The 21969-nt window shown below is 75.0% G+C and carries 25 protein-coding genes and 1 pseudogene; 16 read left to right on the forward strand and 10 right to left on the reverse strand.

The genetic code is table 11. From position 1 onward, the window contains the following. The first annotated feature begins 100 nt into the window (after nucleotides 1–100). From IN07_RS02020 to IN07_RS02030, 3 genes are all read left to right on the forward strand, one after another. Nucleotides 101–601 carry a helix-turn-helix domain-containing protein gene (locus tag IN07_RS02020; protein ID WP_081975113.1) on the forward strand — a complete coding sequence of 167 codons (501 nt, stop codon included), beginning with the start codon at nucleotides 101–103 and terminating at the stop codon, nucleotides 599–601. Beyond that, nucleotides 598–1524 carry a hypothetical protein gene (locus IN07_RS02025; RefSeq protein WP_231557946.1) on the forward strand — a complete coding sequence of 309 codons (927 nt, stop codon included), beginning with the start codon at nucleotides 598–600 and terminating at the stop codon, nucleotides 1522–1524. The genes IN07_RS02020 and IN07_RS02025 overlap by 4 nt, the downstream gene beginning before the upstream one ends. A 137-nt stretch (nucleotides 1525–1661) precedes the next feature. Then, nucleotides 1662–1949, forward strand: a complete 288-nt coding sequence (locus IN07_RS02030) for a DUF2516 family protein (RefSeq protein WP_036333102.1) — start codon at nucleotides 1662–1664, stop codon at nucleotides 1947–1949. 27 nt (nucleotides 1950–1976) lie between these two features. On the opposite strand, the gene IN07_RS02035 is transcribed toward IN07_RS02030, so the two are convergent. Genes IN07_RS02035 through IN07_RS02050 form a run of 4 tightly spaced genes read right to left on the reverse strand, consistent with a single transcriptional unit; the run spans nucleotide 1977 to nucleotide 4739 of the window. Next, nucleotides 1977–2180 carry a PspC domain-containing protein gene (locus tag IN07_RS02035; protein WP_036333104.1) on the reverse strand — a complete coding sequence of 68 codons (204 nt, stop codon included), beginning with the start codon at nucleotides 2178–2180 and terminating at the stop codon, nucleotides 1977–1979. A 44-nt stretch (nucleotides 2181–2224) separates the two neighbouring features. Further along, the gene (locus IN07_RS02040; protein WP_036333106.1) at nucleotides 2225–3085 is read right to left on the reverse strand and encodes a spermidine synthase; all 861 of its coding nucleotides are present in this window, start codon (nucleotides 3083–3085) and stop codon (nucleotides 2225–2227) included. 2 nt (nucleotides 3086–3087) lie between these two features. Further along, a complete protein-coding gene (locus tag IN07_RS24455) occupies nucleotides 3088–3867 on the reverse strand; it encodes a maleylpyruvate isomerase N-terminal domain-containing protein (protein WP_197058312.1) in 780 nt (259 codons plus the stop codon). Between the two features lie 26 nt (nucleotides 3868–3893). After that, nucleotides 3894–4739, reverse strand: coding sequence for a class I SAM-dependent methyltransferase (locus IN07_RS02050; protein ID WP_063124212.1), 846 nt, complete (start codon nucleotides 4737–4739; stop codon nucleotides 3894–3896). Between the two features lie 40 nt (nucleotides 4740–4779). Between IN07_RS02050 and IN07_RS02055 the strand changes: the two genes are divergently transcribed. Then, entirely contained in the window at nucleotides 4780–5814 is a 1035-nt protein-coding gene (locus IN07_RS02055; protein ID WP_036333108.1) for a UDP-N-acetylmuramate dehydrogenase, read from the forward strand. Then, nucleotides 5811–6086 carry a hypothetical protein gene (locus IN07_RS02060; protein WP_036333109.1) on the forward strand — a complete coding sequence of 92 codons (276 nt, stop codon included), beginning with the start codon at nucleotides 5811–5813 and terminating at the stop codon, nucleotides 6084–6086. Before IN07_RS02055 ends, IN07_RS02060 begins: the two co-directional genes overlap by 4 nt. A gap of 136 nt (nucleotides 6087–6222) precedes the next feature. Here IN07_RS02060 and IN07_RS02065 read toward each other — a convergent pair whose 3' ends face one another. After that, nucleotides 6223–7026, reverse strand: coding sequence for an SDR family oxidoreductase (locus IN07_RS02065; RefSeq protein WP_036333111.1), 804 nt, complete (start codon nucleotides 7024–7026; stop codon nucleotides 6223–6225). Nucleotides 7027–7140: 114 nt separating this feature from the next. On the opposite strand from IN07_RS02065, the gene mshA reads away from it, so the two are divergent. From mshA to IN07_RS02090, 5 genes are all read left to right on the forward strand, one after another. After that, nucleotides 7141–8535, forward strand: coding sequence for a D-inositol-3-phosphate glycosyltransferase (gene mshA / locus IN07_RS02070; RefSeq protein WP_231557947.1), 1395 nt, complete (start codon nucleotides 7141–7143; stop codon nucleotides 8533–8535). Continuing rightward, a complete protein-coding gene (locus IN07_RS02075) occupies nucleotides 8532–9056 on the forward strand; it encodes a type III secretion system chaperone family protein (protein ID WP_036333113.1) in 525 nt (174 codons plus the stop codon). The genes mshA and IN07_RS02075 overlap by 4 nt, the downstream gene beginning before the upstream one ends. Beyond that, on the forward strand, nucleotides 9053–10612 hold the full coding sequence (locus IN07_RS02080; RefSeq protein WP_036333115.1) for an MFS transporter: 1560 nt from the start codon (nucleotides 9053–9055) through the stop codon (nucleotides 10610–10612). The genes IN07_RS02075 and IN07_RS02080 overlap by 4 nt, the downstream gene beginning before the upstream one ends. 208 nt (nucleotides 10613–10820) lie before the next feature. Beyond that, on the forward strand, nucleotides 10821–12098 hold the full coding sequence (locus tag IN07_RS02085) for an aminotransferase class I/II-fold pyridoxal phosphate-dependent enzyme (RefSeq protein ID WP_197058313.1): 1278 nt from the start codon (nucleotides 10821–10823) through the stop codon (nucleotides 12096–12098). A gap of 49 nt (nucleotides 12099–12147) precedes the next feature. Beyond that, nucleotides 12148–12909 carry a phosphoglyceromutase gene (locus IN07_RS02090; protein ID WP_036333117.1) on the forward strand — a complete coding sequence of 254 codons (762 nt, stop codon included), beginning with the start codon at nucleotides 12148–12150 and terminating at the stop codon, nucleotides 12907–12909. 127 nt (nucleotides 12910–13036) lie between these two features. Here the strand turns inward: IN07_RS02090 and phoU are convergent, their stop codons facing one another. Next, the gene (phoU, locus tag IN07_RS02095; RefSeq protein WP_231557948.1) at nucleotides 13037–13705 is read right to left on the reverse strand and encodes a phosphate signaling complex protein PhoU; all 669 of its coding nucleotides are present in this window, start codon (nucleotides 13703–13705) and stop codon (nucleotides 13037–13039) included. Between the two features lie 259 nt (nucleotides 13706–13964). On the opposite strand from phoU, the gene IN07_RS02100 reads away from it, so the two are divergent. Both IN07_RS02100 and IN07_RS02105 read left to right on the forward strand, forming a co-directional pair. Then, a complete protein-coding gene (locus IN07_RS02100) occupies nucleotides 13965–15269 on the forward strand; it encodes a sensor histidine kinase (RefSeq protein ID WP_036333119.1) in 1305 nt (434 codons plus the stop codon). Continuing rightward, the gene (locus IN07_RS02105) at nucleotides 15266–15946 is read left to right on the forward strand and encodes a response regulator transcription factor (protein WP_036333121.1); all 681 of its coding nucleotides are present in this window, start codon (nucleotides 15266–15268) and stop codon (nucleotides 15944–15946) included. Before IN07_RS02100 ends, IN07_RS02105 begins: the two co-directional genes overlap by 4 nt. 224 nt (nucleotides 15947–16170) lie before the next feature. On the opposite strand, the gene IN07_RS02110 is transcribed toward IN07_RS02105, so the two are convergent. Both IN07_RS02110 and IN07_RS02115 read right to left on the reverse strand, forming a co-directional pair. After that, nucleotides 16171–16389 carry a DUF3072 domain-containing protein gene (locus IN07_RS02110; protein WP_036333123.1) on the reverse strand — a complete coding sequence of 73 codons (219 nt, stop codon included), beginning with the start codon at nucleotides 16387–16389 and terminating at the stop codon, nucleotides 16171–16173. 10 nt (nucleotides 16390–16399) lie between these two features. Next, nucleotides 16400–16657 (reverse strand): hypothetical protein, encoded by a 258-nt coding sequence (locus IN07_RS02115; RefSeq protein ID WP_036333126.1) that lies wholly within the window; start codon nucleotides 16655–16657, stop codon nucleotides 16400–16402. Nucleotides 16658–16738: 81 nt separating this feature from the next. On the opposite strand from IN07_RS02115, the gene IN07_RS02120 reads away from it, so the two are divergent. Beyond that, nucleotides 16739–17824, forward strand: a complete 1086-nt coding sequence (locus tag IN07_RS02120) for a helix-turn-helix domain-containing protein (RefSeq protein ID WP_036333212.1) — start codon at nucleotides 16739–16741, stop codon at nucleotides 17822–17824. Here the strand turns inward: IN07_RS02120 and IN07_RS02125 are convergent. Beyond that, the gene (locus tag IN07_RS02125) at nucleotides 17720–18559 is read right to left on the reverse strand and encodes a hypothetical protein (RefSeq protein ID WP_036333128.1); all 840 of its coding nucleotides are present in this window, start codon (nucleotides 18557–18559) and stop codon (nucleotides 17720–17722) included. The two genes, IN07_RS02120 and IN07_RS02125, sit on opposite strands and share 105 nt — an antisense overlap. A 39-nt stretch (nucleotides 18560–18598) precedes the next feature. Here IN07_RS02125 and IN07_RS02130 point away from each other — a divergent pair, with 39 nt between their 5' ends. After that, the gene (locus IN07_RS02130; protein ID WP_036333130.1) at nucleotides 18599–19543 is read left to right on the forward strand and encodes a Ppx/GppA phosphatase family protein; all 945 of its coding nucleotides are present in this window, start codon (nucleotides 18599–18601) and stop codon (nucleotides 19541–19543) included. Then, nucleotides 19543–20520: a hypothetical protein gene (locus tag IN07_RS23720; protein ID WP_052090560.1), complete on the forward strand. Its 978-nt coding sequence runs from the start codon at nucleotides 19543–19545 to the stop codon at nucleotides 20518–20520. The genes IN07_RS02130 and IN07_RS23720 overlap by 1 nt, the downstream gene beginning before the upstream one ends. A 9-nt stretch (nucleotides 20521–20529) precedes the next feature. Here the strand turns inward: IN07_RS23720 and IN07_RS26900 are convergent. Further along, nucleotides 20530–21074 (reverse strand): annotated as a pseudogene (locus IN07_RS26900) (type 1 glutamine amidotransferase domain-containing protein). A gap of 58 nt (nucleotides 21075–21132) precedes the next feature. Here IN07_RS26900 and proC point away from each other — a divergent pair. Continuing rightward, complete coding sequence (proC, locus tag IN07_RS02145) at nucleotides 21133–21963, forward strand: pyrroline-5-carboxylate reductase (protein WP_036333132.1); 831 nt, start codon at nucleotides 21133–21135, stop codon at nucleotides 21961–21963. Nucleotides 21964–21969: the final 6 nt, after the last annotated feature.

Below are 21969 nucleotides of genomic sequence, written 5' to 3' on the forward strand. Positions count from 1 at the left end.
CCGCCCACGAACCGAAGGCCGCCTGACCCTCGACGAATCAACGACGGGAACCACTAGCAGCCTGCTTGCAGCAGCTAGCACATTGGGCTACCGTGGGGTTGTGCAGCGACCCACGGAGTTCGTCCGGGAGCAGGTGACCGCGGTCCGCGAGAGCGTGGCGACCGCGGCCGCCGAGGCCTCGACGGTGAACACCACCGTCAGCTCCTCGGTGGGTGAGTTCATCCGCACCCAGCGCAACGCCGCCCAGGTGTCGCTGCGCGAGCTGTCCCGCCGGGCCGGTGTCAGCAACCCCTACCTGTCCCAGGTCGAGCGCGGGCTGCGCAAGCCCTCCGCCGAGATCCTGGCGCAGATCGCCCGCGGCCTGAAGATCTCCGCGGAGACGCTCTACGAGCAGGCCGGGATCCTCGACCGGCGGTCCGGCACGGCCGGCACCGTGGCCGCCCTGCGCGCCGACGAGGCGCTCTCCGAGCGGCACAAGGCCGTGCTCCTGGAGCTGTACGAGACCTACACCCGGGAGCACGCCGCGCAGCTGGCCCGCGAGCAGGCGGCCGCTCCCACCACCACCGCACCCACCCCCACTCCCCAGGAGGAGACGGCATGAGCCGCACCGACACAGACGGCATGAGCCGCACCGACACCCTGAAGCACCACGGCGAGACCTTCGTCCGCACCGGCCTGCTGGCCGCACTCGGCGCCGGCGACGTCGCGGTCGACCGTGCCCGCACCGTCGTGGGCACCTTCCGCACCCGCGCCGAGGCGCTGCCCGGCGAGGCCCAGGTGCAGGCCGACCTGGCCGGCAAGGAGGCGCGCAGCCGCATCGAGGCCGCCCGCGCCCGCGCCGCCCAGGCCGCGGCCGAGGCCCGGGTCCGCGCCGAGCAGGCCCGCGGGGTCGCCGCCACCGTCCGCCCGGAGACCGTGCTCGGCACCGTCACCGGCCTCGTGGAGAGCGCCCGCACCCAGGCGCTCGGCGCGATCGAGGAGCTGGCCGGTCGCGGCGAGAAGGTCGTCGACGACCTCCGCACCCAGCCGGCGTTCCGCAAGGTCGTGGCCCGTACCGAGCGGGCCGTCGACGCCGTCGAGGACACCGTCGAGGACGTGCTCGAGGAGACCGGCGAGACGATCGGCAAGGCCTCCGACGAGGTCACCTCGGTCGCGCAGAAGGCCAAGTCGCGCACCGACAAGGCCGTCGACGCTGTCGAGGACACCGTCGAGGACGTGCTCGCGGAGACCGGCGAGACGATCGGCAAGGCCTCCGACGAGGTCACCTCGGTCGCGCAGAAGGCCAAGTCGCGCACCGACAAGGCCGTCGACGCCGCGCAGCAGGAGACCCAGGAGGTCGCCGAGTCGGCCAAGCGCAGCGCCCGGGACACCGCCGCCCCGGCGAAGAAGGCCCCGGCCAAGAAGGCGGCCGCCAAGCGCACCACCAAGGCCACCCCGGCGACCGTCGCCCCGGTGATGTCCGAGGGCACCACGCTGCCCGACCCGCTGGCCGTCCCGGCGAAGAGCACCGACGCCACCAGCTGACACAGAGCTGAGCACCGCGCCCCGGCGCCCGCACTGCGGGTGCCGGGGCGCAGTGCTGTCACCCCGGGGGGTCAGGGCCGGCGGTGTGGCGAGGGTCGAGGCGCCGCCGCGACGCCCGGCGCGCCTATCCTGCTGACATGGCTGGCATCGACGGGCTCATCAACCTCGTCGTCTTCTACGCGACCCTCGCCCTCGCGGTGTGGGCCTTCATCGACGCGATCATCCGACCGGCCGCCGCGTTCGTCGCGGCCGGGAAGCTGACCAAGCCCGGCTGGATGGCGATCACCGGCATCGCGACGCTGGTCCTGCTCTGGCAGGGGCCGCTCAGCTTCCTGGGCCTGCCGGCCGTGATCGCCGCCGTCGTCTACCTGGTCGACGTGCGCCCCACCGTGCGCGGCCTGCCTCGGGGCAACTCCAGCTGGTGAACCCGCCGCCCCCTGATGGGGTGGCGGTCAGCGCCCGTCGTCGCGCGGCATGACGACCCACAGCACGAGGTAGGCGACGAACTGCGGGCCCGGGAGCACGCAGGAGACGACGAACGCCACCCGCAGGCCGGTGCGGGAGAGGCCGTAGCGGCGGGCCAGGCCGGCGCACACCCCGGCGATCACCTTGTGCCGGGAGTCGCGGGTGAGCCGTCGGGACGCGGGAGCGGTCATGGCCCGACCCTAGGCCGAGGCCCGGGCGGGTGCACCCCCTCTGCTCAGTCGAAGATGCCGGCCGGCGGCGGGGGTGAGGGCTCGGCCACGGCGTCGCTCACCGGCGCGGCCTGCCCCACGAAGCGGTCCAGCTCCGCGCCGCTGACCACCCGGGAGGGCATCGGGTCGCCGGCGCACCGGCGGGTCAGCCCGGCGATCGGCAGCTCGGCTGCGGACGCGACCGCCACGGTGTTGCCGAACCGGCGCCCGCGCAGCGTGCCGGGCTCGGCGAGCAGGGCGACGTGGCCGAAGACGGCCCGCAGGGTCGCCGCCTCGGCGCGGGCGAACCGCAGCGGCGGGCCGTCGGAGACGTTCCACGCCGTGGTGCCGCCGGGGCGCAGCACCCGGGCCACGTCGGTGGCGAACTCGACCGTGGTCAGGTGGGCCGGGGTCCGGGCCCCGGCGAAGACGTCGACCAGGACGACGTCGGCGCTGGCGTCGGGCAGCGCGGCCAGCCCGGCTCGCGCGTCGATCCCCCGGACCCGGATGCGGGCGTTCCGGGGCAGCGGCAGCTCGCGGCGCACCAGCTCGGTGAGCGCCTCGTCGAGCTCCATCACCCGCTGCGCCGACCCGGGTCGGGTCACCGCCACGTAGCGGGGCAGCGTCAGCGCGCCCCCGCCCAGGTGCACCACGTCCAGCGGTCGGCCCGGTTCGGCGACCAGGTCGAGCACGTGCCCCATCCGCCGCACGTACTCGAACTCCAGGTACGTGGGGTCGGTCAGGTCGACGTGCGACTGCGGGGTGCCGTTGACCAGCAGCTGCCAGGAGCCGTCCCGGTCGGCGTCGGCCAGCAGCTCCGCCGTCCCCCCGCCCACCTCGGTGGCGCCCGGGAGTGCGGTGAGGTGCCCACGGTCGCGCCGGCCCACGGTCAGCGCCCTCGCAGCAGGGCCTCGGCGGCCCGGTCGCCGTGCACCGTCACCTCGGCCGGGCGGCCCCACAGGTGCAGCAGCAGCTGGGGCGCCGTCCCGGACAGCTGGGCGTCGGCGGACGCGATGGCGCCGTCGGTGCACCGGACGGCGCCGTCGGCGACCTCGACGGTCCAGCCGCGCTCGAGGTCGGTCGCGGTGACACCGACGGACGCCCGGGCGGTGACCAGCGGGGCGGTGTGCTGCCAGCGGGGGAGCACGACGGCCAGCAGCTCGTCGACGCCGTCACCGGCCAGTACCGGGTCGACGGGCGCGGGGTCCAGGAACGCGGCCGCCTCCAGGTCCTGCCGGTGGACGGTGTGCTCGTGCGCCTGCCGCCGGGCCCAGTCGCGGGCGGTGCGACCGGCGGCCGGGCTCATGTGCCAGGCGGGCGCGTCGGGGTCGGTGGTGCGCAGCGTGGCGACCAGCTCGGTCAGGCCCAGGGCGTACCAGCCGTGCAGGTCGTCGTGCGGCGGGGCGATGCCGCTGTAGGAGCCCGGCGCACGGGTGGAGCCGGCCCGCAGGATCCCGGTGACCCAGCGGTGCACCGCACCGAGGTGGGCGATCAGGTCGCGGGCCGTCCAGCCGGCCACCCAGGGCACCTCCGCCTGCAGCCCACCGGCGGCCGCGGTGCGCCCGGCGTCCAGCCCCTGGGCGAGCACACCGATCCGCTCGCCGTCCTGCACGACGGCGGCGATGCACCGGTCGTGCAGCTCGTCGGGGGTGAGCAGGGGGGCGGCCACCTCGTCATCGTGCCGCACGGGGCGGGTCAGGTCGGCGCGACAGCCGACCAGCGGACGCTGACCTCGCCGTGCTTCCACCGCCGGGTCGGCCCGACCAGCGGCCAGCCGTCGTCGGCGAGTGACTCGACGGCGGCGGCCCAGCGCTGCCGTGGGCCGAACGTCGACAGCCCGGCCGCCGAGGCCCAGGCGGTGTCGAAGGCGGTGAGGAAGGCGTGCACCGGCTGCCCGGGCACGTTGTGGTGTATCAGCGCCTTGGGCAGCCGCTCGGCCAGGTCGGAGGGGCGCTCCAGGTCCGACACCCGGGCGGCCAGGGTCAGGGTGAGCGGGCCGTCCTCGTCCAGGGCCACCCAGGTCGCCCGTCGTCCCCACTCGTCGCAGGTGCCCTCGACCAGCAGGCCCCCGGGTGCCAGCGCGGCGCGCATCGTGTCCCAGGCCCGGCCGGCGGACTCCTCGTCGTACTGGCGCAGCACGTTGAACGCCCGCACCAGCACCGGGCGCAGGCCGGCCAGCTCGAAGCCGCCGAGCCGGAAGTCCACCCGCGGCGGGTCACGGTCGTCGGCCACCGCGGCCACCCGCTCGGGGTCGATCTCCAGGCCGACCACCTCCAGCCGGTCGACCTCGGACGCGAGCCGGTCGACCAGCTCCAGCGTGGTCACCGCGGACGCCCCGTAGCCGAGGTCGACGACCAGCGGCCGGGCGGCGTCACGCAGCCGGGCCACCTGGGTGGCCACCAGCCAGCGGTCGACCCGACGGAGCCGGTTGGCGTTCGTGGTGCCCCGGGTCGGCAGCCCGAGGGCGCGGGCGCGGCCCGCCGCCAGCCGGGGGGCCTTGCGGACGGGCGGCAGCGACGCACGCTGGGTGTGGTCGCTCACGGTGCACGAGGTTAGTCGTGGCGCCGATTACGGTGGTGGCGTGCAGGTACGCCATGACGCCCAGCTGGCGGACCTGACGACCCTCGGGGTCGGCGGTCCGATCGAGCGGTTGGTCGAGGTCACCGGCCGCGACGAGCTGGTCGCCGCCGTCCGGGACGCCGACGACGCCGCCCGCCCGCTGCTGGTGCTCGGCGGTGGCTCGAACATCGTGGCCCCGGACACCGGCTGGCCCGGCGACGTGGTGCTGGTGCGCACCCGGGGCATCTCCCGCACCGACACCGCCGAGGGCGTCGAGCTCGAGGTCGAGGCCGGCGAGCCCTGGGACGACCTGGTCGCGCACACCGTGGGTCAGCAGCTGGCCGGGATGGAGGCGCTGTCCGGCATCCCCGGCTCGACCGGCGCCACCCCGGTGCAGAACGTCGGCGCCTACGGCCAGGAGGTCGCGGCGCTGATCACCTCGGTGCGGGCGTACGACCGGTCCGCCGGGGCCGAGCGGGTGTTCCTCCCCACCGAGCTGGGCTTCGCCTACCGCGACAGCCGGCTCAAGCAGCAGCCCGGCGCGTACGTCGTCCTCTCGGTGACCTTCCTGCTGCGGGCCTCGGAGCAGTCGAGCCCGGTCAGCTACGCGGAGCTGGCCAAGGCGCTGGGCGTCGAGCTGGGGGAGACCGCGCCGCTGGCCGCAGTACGGGACGCCGTGCTGGCGCTGCGCCGCGGCAAGGGGATGGTCTGGGACCCGGCCGACCCCGACTCGCGCAGCGCCGGGTCGTTCTTCACCAACCCGGTCGTGCCGGTCGGCACCGCGGTGCCCGAGTGCCCGTCCTGGCCGGCCGGGATCGGCGCCGACGGGGCCGCGCAGGTGAAGCTGAGCGCCGCCTGGCTGGTGCAGCACTCCGGCTACGGCAGGGGTACCCGCGCCGGGAAGGTCGGGACGTCGTCGCGGCACAGCCTGGCGCTGACCACCGAGCCCGGCGCCACCGCCACGGAGCTGATGGCCTTCGCCGACCGGGTGGTCGCTGCGGTGCGGGAGCAGTTCGGCGTCACCCTGGTGCCCGAGCCGACCGCGGTGCGCCCGTGAACCCGGCCGAGTCCCTGCAGCTGGGCGCCCTCTACGACGCGCTGCGCACCCCGGCCCCCATGCCGGCCGACCCCGCCCAGCTCACCGGGTGGATGGCGCGCGTGGAGGCCGACGCCGCGCTGACCGGGCTGATCTCCCGGGTGCTGAACTCCGGGAGCGCCACCGAGGCCGAGGTGACGGACGCGCAGGCGCTGTTCGAGAGGAACGGCACCGCCGCCGACCCGGCGCGGGTGACCAGCGCCTACGACGTCCTGCACCGCAACGCGGACTAGGACAGTGCCCGGGAGAGCGTGACCTGCTCCGTCCACGGAGGACCGCGCGAGACGCCGAGATCCGGTTGGGTGCTGGGTCGGCGGGCTTGGAGACAGCGTTTCGCCGGATCTCGGCCCCGTCCGGGGCATCGGCGGCCTACTGCTCGCGGTGCACCTTGTGCTGGGCGGCCTGGGCGCGGGGCCGGACGACGAGCAGGTCGACGTTCACGTGGTGCGGCCGGGTGACCGCCCAGGCGATGCAGTCGGCGACGTCGGCGGCGACCAGCGGCTCGCGCACCCCGCGGTAGACGGCGTCTGCCTTCTCCTGCGACTTCGTGCGGTTGAGCGAGAACTCCTCGGTCTTGACCATCCCCGGCGCGATCTCGACCACCCGCACCGGCTCGGCCACGAGCTCCAGTCGCAGCGTCTCGGCCAGCGTGTGCACCCCGTGCTTGGCCGCGGTGTAGCTCGCCCCGCCCTCGTAGCTGATCAGCCCGGCTGTCGAGCCGACGAACACCAGGTCGCCGGCGCCCGAGGCCCGCAGCGCCGGCAGCAGTGCCTTGGTCACCCGCACCGTCCCCAGCACGTTGACGTCGTAGGTGCGCTCCCAGGAGTCCAGGTCGGCGTCGGCGACCGGGTTGCTGTCGAAGGCGCCGCCGGCGTTGTTCACCAGCACGTCGACCCGGTCGAGCCCGTCGGCGAGGGCGGCGACGGAGGTGGGATCGGTCACGTCCAGCTGCACCGCCCGGCCGCCGATCCGCTCCGCCAGCTCGGTCAGCCGGTCGATGCGGCGGGCGGCCAGCACGACGGAGAAGCCGTCGGCCGCCAGCCGTTCGGCGGTCGCGGCGCCGATGCCGCTGGAGGCGCCGGTGACGACGGCGACGCGGCCCGACCCGGCGGAGGGCGCCGTGTCGGACGACCGGTCGACGGGGGAGGACGACGGGGCGACGGGGCTGGACATGTGCCCATCCTGGCGCTGTTGCAGACTGGGACGACGACAGGGTGTCCCGACCGGGCCGCCTCAGCAGCCCCAGCAGGCCTCAGCGGCCCCAGGTGCCCGAGCGGGAGGATCTCCGTGCCCGCTCGCCGCCACCCGCGCCAGCCCACGCCGTGGCGGGCCGGCGCCGCACCCGAGCCGACCGCGCCGGTGCTGCCGCGCCGGGTCGCGACCCTGTCGGTGCACACCAGCCCGCTGGAGCAGCCGGGCGCCGGTGACGCCGGGGGCATGAACGTCTACGTGGTCGAGGTGTCCCGCCGGCTGGCCGACCGCGGGATCGCCGTCGACGTGTTCACCCGGGCCACCTCCAGCGAGCAGCCGCCGGTGGTCGAGATGGCGCCCGGCGTGACCGTGCGGCACGTGAGCGCCGGTCCCTTCGAGGGCCTGGGCAAGCAGGAGCTGCCCGCCCAGATGTGCGCCTTCACCGCCGCGGTGCTGCGCGAGGAGGCCCAGCACGATCCGGGGCACTTCGACGTCGTCCACTCCCACTACTGGCTGTCCGGCCAGGTCGGCTGGCTGGCCCGCGACCGCTGGGGCGTGCCGCTGGTGCACTCGGCGCACACGCTGGCGAAGGTGAAGAACGCCGCCCTGGCCGAGGGCGACGAGCCCGAGCCGCGGACCCGGGTGATCGGGGAGGAGCAGGTCGTCGCGGAGGCCGACCGGCTGGTGGCCAACACCGCCGAGGAGGCCCGGCAGCTGGTCGACTTCTACGACGCCGACCCCCGCCGCACGCTGGTCGTCCCGCCCGGCGTCGACCTGGAGTGCTTCCGGCCCGGTGACCGCCGCGGCGCCCGGGCGCGGATCGGGGTGGCCCCGGACGCCGTCGTCCTGCTGTTCGTCGGCCGGATCCAGCCGCTCAAGGCCCCGGAGATGCTGCTGCACGCCGCGGCCCGGATGCTCGCCGCCGACCCGGCCCTCCGCGACCGGCTGGAGGTGCTCGTCGTCGGTGCGCCCAGCGGGTCGGGACTGGCCGAGCCGCAGCGGCTGCAGGAGCTCGCGGTCTCCCTGGGCGTCTCCGACGTGGTCCGCTTCCTGCCGCCGCAGGCGCCCGCGCAGCTCGCCGACCACTACCGGGCCGCCGACGTCGCCGTCGTCCCCAGCCACAACGAGTCCTTCGGGCTGGTCGCACTGGAGGCCCAGGCCTGCGGCACCCCGGTGGTCGCCGCCGCGGTCGGCGGGCTGCCCACCGCCGTGGACGACGGGGTCTCCGGACTGCTGGTCGCCGGCCGCAACCCGGAGGCCTACGCCGCGGCCATCCGCCGGGTGCTGGCGCGGCGTGAGCTGCTCGCCGCCGGCGCCCGGCGGCACGCCGCCGCCTTCAGCTGGGACCGCACCACCGACTCGCTGGTCGACGCCTACGCCGCGGCGATGAGCGAGATGGGCCGGCGCCGGGTGGGCAGGGCACACCGGGCCGCCGAGGCCGTGCGGGTGCTGACCGGCGGGAACAGCCTCGGGGGTCGGGCCCGGCGATGAGCGAGCGCAGCCTCCCCGAACTCGACGCGGTCGTCGAGGAGACGCTGCGCTCGGCCGAGCTGGAGCACGAACACCCCGGGCAGGGTCGCTTCGTCGTCACCCTGCCCGGCACGAAGAAGCTCAAGACGGTCGTCGGGCTGACCATCGGCGCGCACGCCCTCACCATCGAGGCGTTCGTCTGCCGGCAGCCCGACGAGAACCGGGAGCAGCTGTGGGCCTGGCTGCTGCAGCACAACGCGCGCAGCTACGGCGTCAGCTGGTCGATCGACAGCGTCGGTGACGTCTACCTGACCGGCCGGCTCCCGCACGCGGTTATCACCCCGGAGGAGATCGACCGGCTGCTCGGCTCGGTGCTCAGCCACGCCGACGACCACTTCAACACCCTGCTGGAGATCGGCTTCGGCACCTCGATCCGCCGCGAGTGGGACTGGCGGGTCAAGCGCGGGGAATCGCTGCGCAACCTGGAGGCCTTCGCCGCCTTCGCCGACCCCGCCCGGCGGCCCCGAGACCCGCAGGGGTGAGCACCACCGAACGCCCGGCGCCGGCGGCCGACCAACTGCCGCCGGGCTACGAGCGCCGCTGGTGGGTGCTCGGCACGATGATCGTCTGCCTGCTCATGGTGATCATGGGCAACACGATCCTGAACGTCGCGCTGCCCACCCTGCAGCGGGAGCTGGACGCCACCCAGGGCGAGCTGCAGTGGGCGATCGACTCCTACATCCTCGTGTTCGCCGGGCTGCTGTTCAGCTGGGGCGTCATCGGTGACCGGATCGGCCGGCGCAAGGTGCTGCTGGCCGGGCTGACGATCTTCGCGCTCGGGTCGGTGCTGGCCGCCTTCAGCGACTCGGCGCTCCAGCTGATCGGCTGGCGGGCGCTGATGGGCGTCGGCGGCGCGGCGATCCAGCCGGCCACCCTGGCCGTGATCACCAACGTCTTCCCCTCCGGTGAGCGGGGCCGGGCGATCGGCCTGTGGGCCGGTGCCTCCGGGCTCGCCGTCGCCGGCGGGCCGCTGGCCGGTGGCCTGGTGCTGGAGCACTTCTGGTGGGGTGCGGTCTTCCTGCTCGGCGTCCCGGTCGCGGCGGTCGGTGCGGTCGGCGTCCTGACCGTCGTCCCCGAGTCCAAGGACCCCGACCCGGGCCGGCTCGACGTCCCCGGAGTGCTGCTGTCCATCGCCGCACTGGTCGGGGTGGTCTACGGGATCATCCGCGGCGGCAGCGAGGGCTGGAGCGAGCTGCAGACCTGGGGGCCACTGGCCGCCGGCGTCGTCCTGCTGGTCGTCTTCATCTGGTGGCAGCGGCGCACGGCGCACCCGGCGCTGGACGTCTCGCTGTTCCGCAACCCCGCCTTCTCCGCGGCGGCCGGCGCCCTCGCGCTCAACTTCTTCGCCCTGCAGGGGGCGACGTTCTACCTCGTCTACTACCTGCAGGGCGTGCGCGGCTACTCGCCGCTGGAGAGCGGGGCCTCGCTGGTGCCGGTCGCCCTGGGCATCGCGCTGACCGCGCCGCGCACCTCGCGGCTGGCCGAACGGTTCGGGGCCAAGGCGGTCTGCGCCACCGGCTTCACGCTGATCGCGCTCTCCTTCGCCGGCATCCAGCTGCTGGACGCCGATGCGCCGGTCTGGCTGGTGCTCGCCGACCTCGCGCTGCAGGGCATCGGCATGGGGGCGGTGATGGCCCCGGCGACCGAGTCGATCATGTCCGTCGTCCCTCGGGAGAAGGCCGGTGCCGGGGCGGCCGTGAACAACGCGGTGCGCCAGGTCGGCGGCGCGCTCGGCGTGGCGATCCTCGGCTCGGTGCTGGCCACCTCCTACGCCAACCGGCTCGGGGACGACGTCCTGGCGCTGCCCGCCGGGGCGCGGGACCAGGCGGGGGAGTCGATCGTGGCGACGCTCGCCGCGGTGGAGGACGCCGAGGCGACCGGCGGGGAGACCGCAGCAGCGGCCGCGGCCGTCGTCGACCCGGCCCGGGAGGCGTTCGTGGGTGCCATGCACCTGACCGCCGTCGGCACCGCGGCGGCCGCGGTGATCGCCGCGGTCGTCGTCCTGCTCTGGCTCCCCGGCCGTCGTCCGGCCGGCTGAGCCCTTCCTCCTCGCGCGACCGGGTGTCACCCGCCCGAGCCCTGCCGATTGCCCCGACCCGACACGCTCCGTCGAGGAGTGACTCGTCCCACGCCTGCTCGGGTGACCCGCGACCGGACTGAGCGGTATCCGTTGACCACGGAGCGTGTTGACCGTCATGGTCAGGGTGAACGGCTGCGATCCCCGCGCCGACTGCGAGGAGCTGCCCGTGTTCGACGCTGCCCGGTCCGTCCCCACCCGCCGCGACCCCTTCGCCCCCCTGCTGGAGAGCACCCGCGCGGAGATGATGCGGCGGCACGTGCGGGAGGGGATGGCCACGCACTCGGTGCCCACCGCCGGGGCGCCCCAGCCGCTCACGGTGTTCGACGACGGCCGCACCCGGATCAACCTGGGCACGAACAACTACCTCGGCCTGGCCGGCGACCCGCAGGTGGTCGAGGCCGCGGTCGCCGCCCTGCGGCAGTACGGCACCAGTTCGGCCGGCAGCCGCATCCTCAACGGCACCACCCGCCTGCACCTGACCCTGGAGCGGGAGCTCGCCGAGCACCACGGCACCGAGGACGCGGTGCTGACCTCCGCCGGGGTCAACGCCAACGTCGCCGTCCTCTCCACCATCGGCGCGCCCGGTGACGTGCTGCTCGTCGACGCCCACGCCCACGCCAGCCTGCACGCCGCGGCGGCGGCCAGCCGGGGCACCGTGCTCCGCTTCACCCACAACTCGGTGGCCTCGCTCGAGCGGCGGCTGGGGCGCCTGGACCCCGAGGCCGGGGCGGTCGTGGTCGTCGACGGCGTCTACTCGATGAGCGGGGAGTCGGCGCCGCTGGCGGCGATCGCCGGCCTCTGCGGCCGGTTCTCCGCCCGGCTGGTGGTCGACGAGGCGCACGGGCTCGGGGTGCTGGGGGCCAACGGCCGGGGCGCCGCCGAGGCGGCCGGGGTCCTGGACCGGGTCGACGCGGTCACCGTGGCGTTCAGCAAGTCGCTGGCCAGCGTCGGCGGTGCGGTGCTCACCTCGCGTGCGGTCGCCGACGGCATCCGCGCCTCGGCGATGCCCTACATCTTCAGCGCCGCGAACGCCCCGGCAGAGGTCGCCGCCGCGCTCGCCGCGCTCCGGGTGCTGCGCCGGGAGCCGGAGCGGATGCAGCGCCTGCGGGACAACGGGGACCTGCTGCGCCGGGTGCTCAGCGAGTGCGGTGCACCGCCGCTGCCCGGCAAGGGTGCGGTCATCGCCGTCCGCACCGGCGAGGACGAGGCCACCCGGAGCGCATGGGCCGCCGCCCACGAGGCCGGGGTCTACACCAACGCGGTCAGCTACCCGGCCGTCCCGCGCGGACACGGCGTGCTGCGCCTGGCGGTCATGGCCACGCACACCGAGGAGCAGCTGCGCCGGGCCGGGGAGCTGGTGGCCGCCGCCGTCCGCGGGGTGCGCTCCCCGGAGCTGGCCGGTGCGACGGCCGGGAGCGCGATGGCCGGCAGTGCGATGGCCTGAGGGCCGCCTGCCGTGCACCCCGGCCGGGGTGGTCGGGCAGGATGGCCGCGTGAGCGACACGACGAGCACCGGGACCCTCATCCTGCTCCGCCACGGCGAGAGCGAGTGGAACAAGGCCAACCTGTTCACCGGTTGGGTGGACGTCGAGCTGTCGGAGAAGGGGCGTGCCGAGGCCGCCCGCGGCGGGCACCTGCTCGCCGAGCAGGGGCTGCTCCCCGACGTCCTGCACACCTCGCTGCTCAAGCGGGCCATCACCACCGCAGAGCTGGCGCTGGCCGCCGCGGACCGGCAGTGGATCCCGGTCCGCCGCTCCTGGCGGCTCAACGAGCGGCACTACGGGGCCCTGCAGGGCAAGGACAAGGCCGCCACGCTCGCCGAGTACGGCGAGGAGCAGTTCATGACCTGGCGGCGCAGCTACGCCACCCCGCCGCCGCCGATCGAGGCCGGCAGCGAGTACAGCCAGGACGGCGACCCCCGCTACCGGTTCCTCCCCTCGGAGGCCCGCCCGGCCACCGAGTGCCTGGCCGACGTCGTCGTCCGGATGCTGCCGTACTGGTACGACTCCATCGTGCCGGACCTGCGCAGCGGCCGGACCGTCCTGGTGGCCGCGCACGGCAACAGCCTGCGCGCCCTGGTGAAGCACCTGGACGACATGGGCGAGGACGAGGTCGTCGGGCTGAACATCCCCACCGGCGTCCCGCTGCGCTACGACCTCGACGCCGACCTGCGGCCGATCACGCCCGGCGGCCAGTACCTCGACCCCGACGCAGCCGCCGCCGCGATCGAGGCGGTCAAGAACCAGGGCAAGTAGAAGGACAACTCTCCCCCCACCCCTCGCGAGCTCGGGGCGGGACCCTGCAGAGGGGCCGACCTGTCGGGTGCAGAAAGGGGCCCGGGTGCGCATCGCGCGCCCGGGCCCCGTCGTCGTGCGGGTGGGGTCAGTGCGGGTCGGCGACGGCCAGCGTCGGCTTCTCGCCCGTGACCAGGAAGACCACCCGGCGGGCGACGCTGACCGCGTGGTCGGCGAAGCGCTCGTAGTAGCGGCCCAGCAGGGTGACGTCGATGGCCGACTCCATGCCGTGCCCCCAGGTCGGGGCGAGGAGCTCACGGAACAGCTGCTTGTGCAGCTGGTCCATCAGGTCGTCCTCGGCCTCGAGCTCGATGGCCGCCGCGACGTCCCGCTTGGCGATGACCGTCCCCGCCTTGGTCACCAGGCTCTCCGCGATGTGCCCGGCCTCCAGGAAGACCGGCCGGACCTCCTGCGGCACCGCGTGCTCCGGGAAACGCATCCGGGCCACCTTGGCGATGTGCTCGGCGAGGTCGCCCATCCGCTCCAGGTCGCCGACGATCCGCATGGCCGTGGTGATGGTGCGCAGGTCGGTGGCGACCGGCTGCTGGCGGGCCAACAGGGTGAAGCAGCGTTCCTCGATGCTCTCCCGGACGGCGTCGATGCGCTCGTCGCCGGCGATCACCAGGTCGGCGAGGGCGACATCGGCGTCCAGCAGAGCGGTCGTGGCCGTGCTCATCGCCGAGCCGACCGAGTTCGCCATCTCCACCAGGCAGGCGTTGATGTCGTCCAGTTCCTCGCGGTAGCTCTCTCGCAACACGGTTCCTCCTCGTCCCGTCGCCGCGCGCAGGCGGCACCCGGGGGACGGCGACCCGGGACGACGCGGCCCCCCCGCGTGTGCGCCGTCGGCGGGTTCGTCGGTCGCGACACGTGTGTGATCGAGGGTAGAGACCCGTTTCCGGCCTGAGGAGGCCGCCAGGTGAACGGCCAGGGGTCCGACGGTGAACTCCTCCGACCCGACCGGGTGATCGACACCGAGGATGCTGGTCCGCGCCCCGGTCCTGTCTAGCATCGGCCCTGTGGACCCGGTCGTCGCCCTGCTGGTGGGCCTGGTGCTCGGCCTGCTGCTGGCGGCGTCGGCGGCACTGGTCGTGCGGTCCTCGCGCGCCCGGCGGCAGGCCCAGGCGGACCAGCAGGCCGGTGCGGCCGATCGCGCCGAGCGCCGCACGGACTCCGACGCCGCGATGAGCCGCCGGCTGGTCGACCTGATGGACCCCGCCGTCGTCCTGCTCGGCCCCGACGAGGCCGTGCTGCTGGCCAACGCCTCCGCCCGGGCGCTGGGCGTCCTGCGCGGCAACCGGCTGCTCGTCCCCGGGCTGGTCGAGGTGGCCCGCGAGGTGCAGGTCACCGGGAGCCAGCGAGCCGACGTCGCCCTGCCCAGCGACCTGGTGGGAGCAGGGCCGCGGATGGTGGCCGTGCACGGCATCCGGCTCGGGACCGGCCCCGCCACCTCCGCAGGGCCGGTCGCGCTGGTGCTGCAGGACGTCACCGAGGCCCGGCGGGTCGAGGCGGTCCGCAAGGACTTCGTGGCCAACGTGGGGCACGAGCTGAAGACCCCGGTCGGCGCGCTCGCGTTGCTGGCCGAGGCGGTGCAGGACGCAGCCGACGACCCGGAGACGGTCCAGCGGTTCGCCGCGCGGATGAGCCACGAGGCCGACCGGCTGTCCCGGCTGGTCCGCGAGCTGATCGACCTCTCCCGCCTGCAGGGGGCCGAACCGCTGCCCGAGCTGGTGCCCGTCGCGGTGGGCACGGTCGTCTCCGAAGCCGTGGACCGCACCCGGGCCGCCGCCGCGGCGAAGGACATCCAGTTGGCCGTCGCCGCCCAGCCCGGCCTCGTGGTCCGCGGGGTCGAGGCCCAGCTGGCCACCGCGCTGACCAACCTGCTCGCCAACGCCGTCGCCTACAGCCCCGGCGGCACCACGATCGCGGTCGGCGCGCGCGCCCGGTCCGGCTTCGCCGAGGTCGCGGTGACCGACTCGGGCATCGGCATCCCCCGCTCGGACCGGTCGCGGGTGTTCGAGCGCTTCTACCGGGTCGACCAGTCCCGAGCCAGCGCCACCGGCGGCACCGGGCTCGGGCTGGCGATCGTCAAGCACGTGGCCACCAACCACGGTGGCTCGGTGACGGTCTGGAGCGAGGAGGGGCTCGGCTCGACCTTCACCCTGCGCATCCCCCTCGCGGCAGACGCCGACGGGGCGATGGACGACGACGGTGCGCCCGAACGGCCACCGGTACCACCACTGCGCAGCCGCCAGACATCCGATCAGGGCTCCTCAGGGGCCGACGAGGGACCCTCCGGGGTCCTGCAGAAGGGACGGTCATGACCCGAGTGCTCGTGGTGGAGGACGAGGAGTCCTTCTCCGACGCGCTGTCCTACATGTTGCGGCGGGAGGGCTACGACACCGTCGTCGCCTCCACCGGGACGGACGCGCTCGTCGAGTTCGACCGGGCCGGGGCCGACATCGTGCTGCTCGACCTGATGCTGCCCGGCCTGTCGGGCACCGAGGTCTGCCGGTCGCTGCGCGCCAAGAGCTCCGTGCCGATCATCATGCTGACCGCCAAGGACGCCGAGATCGACAAGGTCGTCGGGCTCGAGCTGGGGGCCGACGACTACGTCACCAAGCCGTACTCCGCCCGGGAGCTGGTCGCCCGGATGCGGGCCGTGCTGCGCCGCGGCACCGAGGCGGAGCCGACTGCCGAGGGCGCCCTCGTCGCCGGACCGGTTCGGCTGGACGTCGACCGGCACGTCGTCGCGGTCGACGGCCAGACGGTGTCGCTGCCGCTCAAGGAGTTCGACCTGCTGGAGCTGCTGCTCCGCAACGCCGGCCGGGTGCTCACCCGCGGCCAGCTGATCGACCGGGTCTGGGGCGCCGACTACGTCGGGGACACCAAGACCCTCGACGTCCACGTCAAGCGGCTGCGCGCCAAGCTGGAGCCCGACCCGGCCAACCCGCGCTACCTGGTCACCGTCCGGGGGCTGGGGTACAAGTTCGAGGCTTAGTGGGACTGTCGGCCTCCGGCCTCCCACCGCGGCCAGGAGCGGGGCCGGTCTGCGCTGAGCCGCTCCTGTCAGGCCGGAGGTGGACCCTGCGGGCCCGCCGTCCGGCCTGACCGCCTGCGGCGGGACCCGTCGCCTGCCAGGGGACCCTGCGGGCCCCCGTGTCAGGCGACCACCGGTGGTGGCCGGCTCGCGGCACGCTCCCGGCACCTCGGTGGCACTCCTGGCTACTGGCCGCGGCCGGTCTCTTCTTGGAGCTCGTCGATCTTCTTCGAGGCGTCGCCCTTGCTGATGTCGTCGGGGACGTCCTCGCCGGCCTCGCGGGCCAGGGTGTTCAGGTAGCTCTTCTGCGCGCCGGTGGCCGGCTCTCCGCCGGTCACCCAGTCGTCGGGGTCCTTCTCGGTGCTCTGCGGGCTGACCGGGCCGGTGCTGTTCGCTTCGCTCATGTGTTCGAAGCTACGCGGGCTGTCGGAGCCGTGCAGCTCGAGCGGCGGCGGCCGTCGTCGCCTGGACGGCGGCCTGTTGGGCGGACCGGGTGGCGAGTTCGGAGCGGCGCTCCTCCCACCGCCGTCCGGTCCGGAACACGTGGGTGCCGCCGCAGGACGGGCACTCGACGGCGACGGCGATGTGGGTGGGGTGGTTGGCGACCGATCGGATCCGCCGGTCGGCGACCAGCTCGTCGGTCCGGGTGACGGGGCAGGTGATCAGCAACATGCGGTGAGCGTCTCGCTCGCGCCGCCGGGCGACGAGTGGCAGGACTGACCGAGGCCGCATGTTTTCTGCCATGCTGTGCCCATGAGCACATCGGACCGCCCGCTGGTCGTCAGCCTCGTGGTCACCGACGGCATGGCGGGCAGCTTCGGGATCGGCGTGGTCACCGAGGTGTTCGGCTACGACCGCCGTGCGATGGGGCTGCCGCAGTTCGACTTCGCGCTCGTCTCGCAGCGACCGGGCCTGCTCCGCACCGACGCCGGGCTGGCGATCCTCGTCGAGCACGGCCTGGACCGGCTGACGGTCTCCGACATCGTGCTCATCACGGCCTGGGGGCAGTTCGACCGTGAGCCGCCGACGGAGCTGCTCGACGGCCTGCGCGCGGCGCACGCCCGCGGGGCGACGGTCGTCAGTCACTGCACCGGGGCGTTCGTGCTGGCCTGGGCCGGGCTGCTCGACGGCGAGCGGGCGTCCACGCACTGGCAGTACGCCGGCGAGCTGGCCGCCCGGTTCCCGCAGGTGCAGGTCGACCCCACCGTCCTGTACGTCGACAACGGCCAGGTGATCACCGGGGCCGGCACGGCCAGCGGCATCGACGCGCTGCTGCACCTGGTCCGCCGCGAGTGGGGCGCCGCGGCCGCGAACGCGCTCGCCCGGGAGATGGTCGTCCCCCCGCACCGGGACGGTGGGCAGGCGCAGTACATCGACACCCCGGTCGCCCGCTGCGAGGACGACCTGCTGGGCGTCGTCCTGGAGTGGGCCCGGGCGCACCTGGCGGAGGAGATCAGCGTCGAGCTGCTCGCCCGCCGGGCGCTGATGAGCCCTCGAAGCTTCGCCCGCCGGTTCAAGGCCACCACCGGGACGACGCCGCACGCCTGGCTGCTCGGCCAGCGGTTGGCCGCGGCGGAGGCTCTGCTGGAGGGCAGCGACGCCCCGGTCGAGGAGATCGCCCGGCTGGTCGGCTTCGGCACCGCGGCCGGCCTGCGGGAGCAGTTCACCCGGCGCCGCGGGGTCTCCCCGCGGGCCTACCGGCAGACCTTCCGGGCCGGCGCCCGCCCGGGTGGTTCAGTCGGGACGGCGCCGGTGCAGCTCCACCGGCACTGGCCGGGGGCTGGCGGGGTGGGGAGCGACGAGGCCGGCGTCCAGGCGGGCCTCGGTCAGCCGGCGTAGCTCGGCGTAGGCGGCCGGTCCGAGCAGCGCGACGAGCTCGGGGCCGTACGTCTCCACCAGCGGCTCGGCGGCGACGTGCGCCGTCGGCGAGCCCGTGCACCACCAGTGCAGGTCGTGCCCGCCGGGACCCCAGCCACGCCGGTCGAACTCGCCGATCGTGGAGACGAGCACCCGACTGTCGTCGGGCCGGTCGACCCACTCCTGCTCCCGGCGCACGGGCAGCTGCCAGCAGACGTCGGGCTTGGTCTCCAGGGGGTGCCGGCCCTGGCGCAACGCCATGGCGTGCAGCGCGCACCCGGCCCCGGCGGGGTGCCCCGGCCGGTTGAGGAAGACGCAGGCGCCGTCCACCACCCGGGTGCGCAGCGCCTGCTCGGCGTCCTCGCCCGGTGCCGGCTCGGTCAGGGTGTCCGGTTCGGTCCAGTCGTCCCGGCCCGGGGTCGTGCCCGGATGCCGCTGCCAGTCCGCGGGCGTCAGCTCGCCGACCGACTCCTCGACCCGGGTGAGGTCGTCGGTGTCGGTGAAGAAGGCGCCGTGGTTGCAGCAGCCGTCCTCGGCGCGGCCGGCCACCACACCGGCGCAGCCGCGCCCGAAGACGCAGGTCCAGGCGCTGGTGAGCCAGGTGAGGTCGGCCCGCACGAGGTGCTCGGGATCAGCCGGGTCCAGGAACTCGATCCACTCGCGGGGGAAGTCCAGCCCGACCTCGGGAGGGCTGTCGGCGGCTGTGCTCGGGTCCACCGGCGCAGCCTAGGCGCCCGACCCGGCAGACTCTCGGGCATGCGACTCGGGGTGCTGGACGTCGGCTCGAACACCGTGCACCTGCTGGTGGTGGACGCGCACCGGGGTGCCCACCCCACGCCGATGCACGACGACCGCTCCGTGCTCCGGCTCGCCGAGCACGTCGGCGCCGACGGCAAGCTGTCCAAGGCGGGGGAGAAGGGCCTGCTGCACGCGGTGCAGAAGGCGAAGCAGCAGGCGGCCCAGCAGCGCTGTGACGAGCTGCTGGCCTTCGTCACCTCGGCCATCCGGGACGCGGAGAACGGGGCTGCGGTGCTCCGCCGGGTCCGCGAGCAGACCGGTGTCGACCTGCAGGTGCTCTCCGGCGAGGACGAGGCCCGGCTGACCTTCCTCGCCGTGCGGCGGTGGTTCGGCTGGAGTGCCGGCCGGTTGCTGGTGCTCGACATCGGCGGCGGCTCGCTCGAACTGGCCACCGGTGTCGACGAGGATCCCGACGTCGCCCTGTCGGTCCCGCTGGGCGCCGGCCGGATGACCCGCCGGTTCCTGCCCGACGCCGAGACCGGTGGCCGGCCCGACCTGTCCGCGCTGGCCGAGCTCGCCGACCACGCCACCGACGTGCTGGCCCCGGTCGGCCGGAAGCTGCGCGACGCCGGCACACCGGACCTGGTGGCCGCCACGTCCAAGACCTTCCGGACGCTGGCCCGGCTGGCCGGCGCGGCCCCGTCGGCCGCCGGGCTGCGTGCCCCCCGCGAGCTGACCGCCACCGGGCTGTCCCAGGTGCTCGGCTTCGTCTCCCGGATCGAGTGCGCGGCGCTGGCCGAGCTGCAGGGGGTGTCCGCAGCGCGGGCGCACCAGGTCCCGGCCGGTGCCGTCGTGGCGCAGGCCGCGATGCGGTCGGTGGACGTACCGTTCGTGCGGATCTGCCCGTGGGCGCTGCGTGAGGGCGTCATCCTGCGGCGCCTGGACCAGCTGGAAGGAGCGTGATGACGCAGCCCAACCCGTCGGGGGAGTACAGCGTCCGCTCGCTCGCCGAGATCCTGCGCGAGCACGGTCTGGAGAGCGAGCTCGGCACCCGCCCCGGCCGCCGACGCCAGCCCAACGGCGACGTCGAGTCCACCGGCCGTTCGGCACGGGTGGACACCGGCTCGGGGTCATCGCGGGCAGAGGCGCCGGTGCGCTCGCCCGCGGCGACGCCGAACGGCCGCTCCGCCACCCCGCCCCGCTCCCCGGCACGGGCCCCGGAGCGTGCGCCGTCGGTCCCGGTCTGGACTCCGGCTCCCGAGCCGAAGGCGCGGCCGGCAGCCGGGCTGCTGAGCCCGCAGACACCGCCGGCCGCCCCGGCGTCGGCCCGGCCGGCGGCCGGTCGCGCGGACGAGGCGCCCCCGGCGGTGGGCACCGGTCGGCGGAAGTCCGATGCCGCCCCGACCGGCCCCGGCGCCGAGCCGCTGTTCGGTACCGGACCCTCCACCGCCGCCATCCCGGCAGCAGCCCCGACCACCTCGTCGGACCCGACCTCCACGCACCGCAGATCCGCGCCGACGGGCTCCACGGGGGCGACGGCCAGGGCCGCCACCGGCGCGGGCCGGCGCGGTGCCGACCACCCGGTCACCGGCCCGATCCCGGTCGTCTCCGCGGCGCAGGCCGAGGCAGCCAAGGCCGACGAGGAGCCGCTGACCGGCCGGGAGAGCGTGCTGGCCTGGGCGCGGTTCGCCGGCGAGATGGTGGTCGCGCTGGCCGCCGGCATCGGCGTCTACTTCGCCTTCACCGTGCTGTGGGAGCTGCTGCCCTACGTCGCCCTGGTCGCGGCCCCGGTGACGGTGACCGGTCTGGTCGCCGGGGTGGCCGCGTACCGGCAGCGCCGGGGTCAGGGCGCGCTGCCGGTCCGGTTGCTGGCGGTGCTGCTGCTGGCCGGGACGGTGCTGGTGATCGCGCCGGCCGCGGGCCTGCTCGCCGACAGCTGACCTGCTCGGTCAGCCCGCGGCGGCGATCTGCTCGACGAGGGTGCGTCCGAACGCCGGCAGGTCGTCGGGCTTGCGGCTGGTGGTCAGGTTGCCGTCGACGACGACCTCCTCGTCGACCCACTCGGCGCCCGCGTTGCGCAGGTCGGTCTGCAGCGAGGGCCACGAGGTCATCCGGCGGCCACGGACGACGTCGGCCTCGGCGAGCACCCAGGGCGCGTGACAGATGGCGGCCACCGGCTTGCCGGCGTCGAAGAAGGCCTTCACGAACCGGACGGCCCCTCGGTCGGCGCGCACGAAGTCGCCGTTGATCACCCCGCCGGGAGCACGAGCGCGTCGTAGCTGCCGGGGTCGGCGTCGGACACCGCGACGTCGACGTCCTTGGAGTCGCCCTTGTCGATGTGCTGGTAGGCGGTGATGGTGCCGGCCTCGAGCCCGACGAGCTCCGGCCGGGCGCCGGCGTCCACCAGCGCCTGCCAGGGCTGGTCCAGCTCCGCCTGCTCGACGCCGTCAGTGGCGAGCACGGCCACCCGCTTGCCGTTCAGTTCCCCGGACATGGCGGGCGGCTACCCCGGCCCCTCCGGGCGCACACGCCCGGGCACTACGGTCGCGGACATGATCGATGCAGGGCACACGGGTCCCGACGCACGGCTGGCCGTCATCGGCGGCGGCAAGATCGGTGAGGCGCTGCTCGCCGGCCTGGTCCGCCAGGCAGGGGACGGGCGGGAGTTCCTGGTCGTCGAGCGCAGCCCGGAGCGGGCGGCCGAGCTGACGGCTCGGTACGGCGTCGGCACCACCGACCTCGCCGGGGCGGCCGCCCGGGCGAGGGTGCTGCTGCTGGCCGTCAAGCCGCAGGACATCGACACGCTGCTGGCGGCGCTGGGCCCGTACGTCACCCCGGAGCACCTGGTGGTCTCGGTGGCGGCGGGGGTGCCCACCAGCCGGGTCGAGGCGGCGCTGCCGGCCGGCACCCCGGTGGTGCGGGTCATGCCCAACACCCCGGCGCTGGTCGACGCCGGGATGAGCGTGCTCTCGGCCGGGGCGCACGCGACCGAGGCGCACCTGGACGAGGCGGAGGCGCTGCTGCTGCCGGTGGGGCAGGTGCGCCGGGTCCCGGAGAGCCAGCAGGACGCGGTGACCGCGCTCTCGGGCAGCGGCCCGGCGTACTTCTTCTTCCTGGTCGAGGCCATGATCGACGCGGGCATCCTGCTCGGTCTGCCACGCACGGTCGCCGCCGACCTGATCGTGCAGACCGCCTACGGCGCGGCGGTCATGCTGCGCGACTCCGGCGAGCACCCGGTCCAGCTGCGGGAGGCGGTCACCAGCCCCGGCGGGACGACGATCGCCGCCATCCGGGAGCTGGAGCGGCACGGCGTGCGGGCAGCGCTGATCGCCGCGATCGAGGCGGCGCACCAGCGTTCGGTGGAGCTCGGCCGCACCTCCTGACCCTCT

The organism is Modestobacter caceresii, assembly GCF_000761485.1.
Taxonomy (GTDB): Bacteria; Actinomycetota; Actinomycetes; order Mycobacteriales; family Geodermatophilaceae; genus Modestobacter; species Modestobacter caceresii.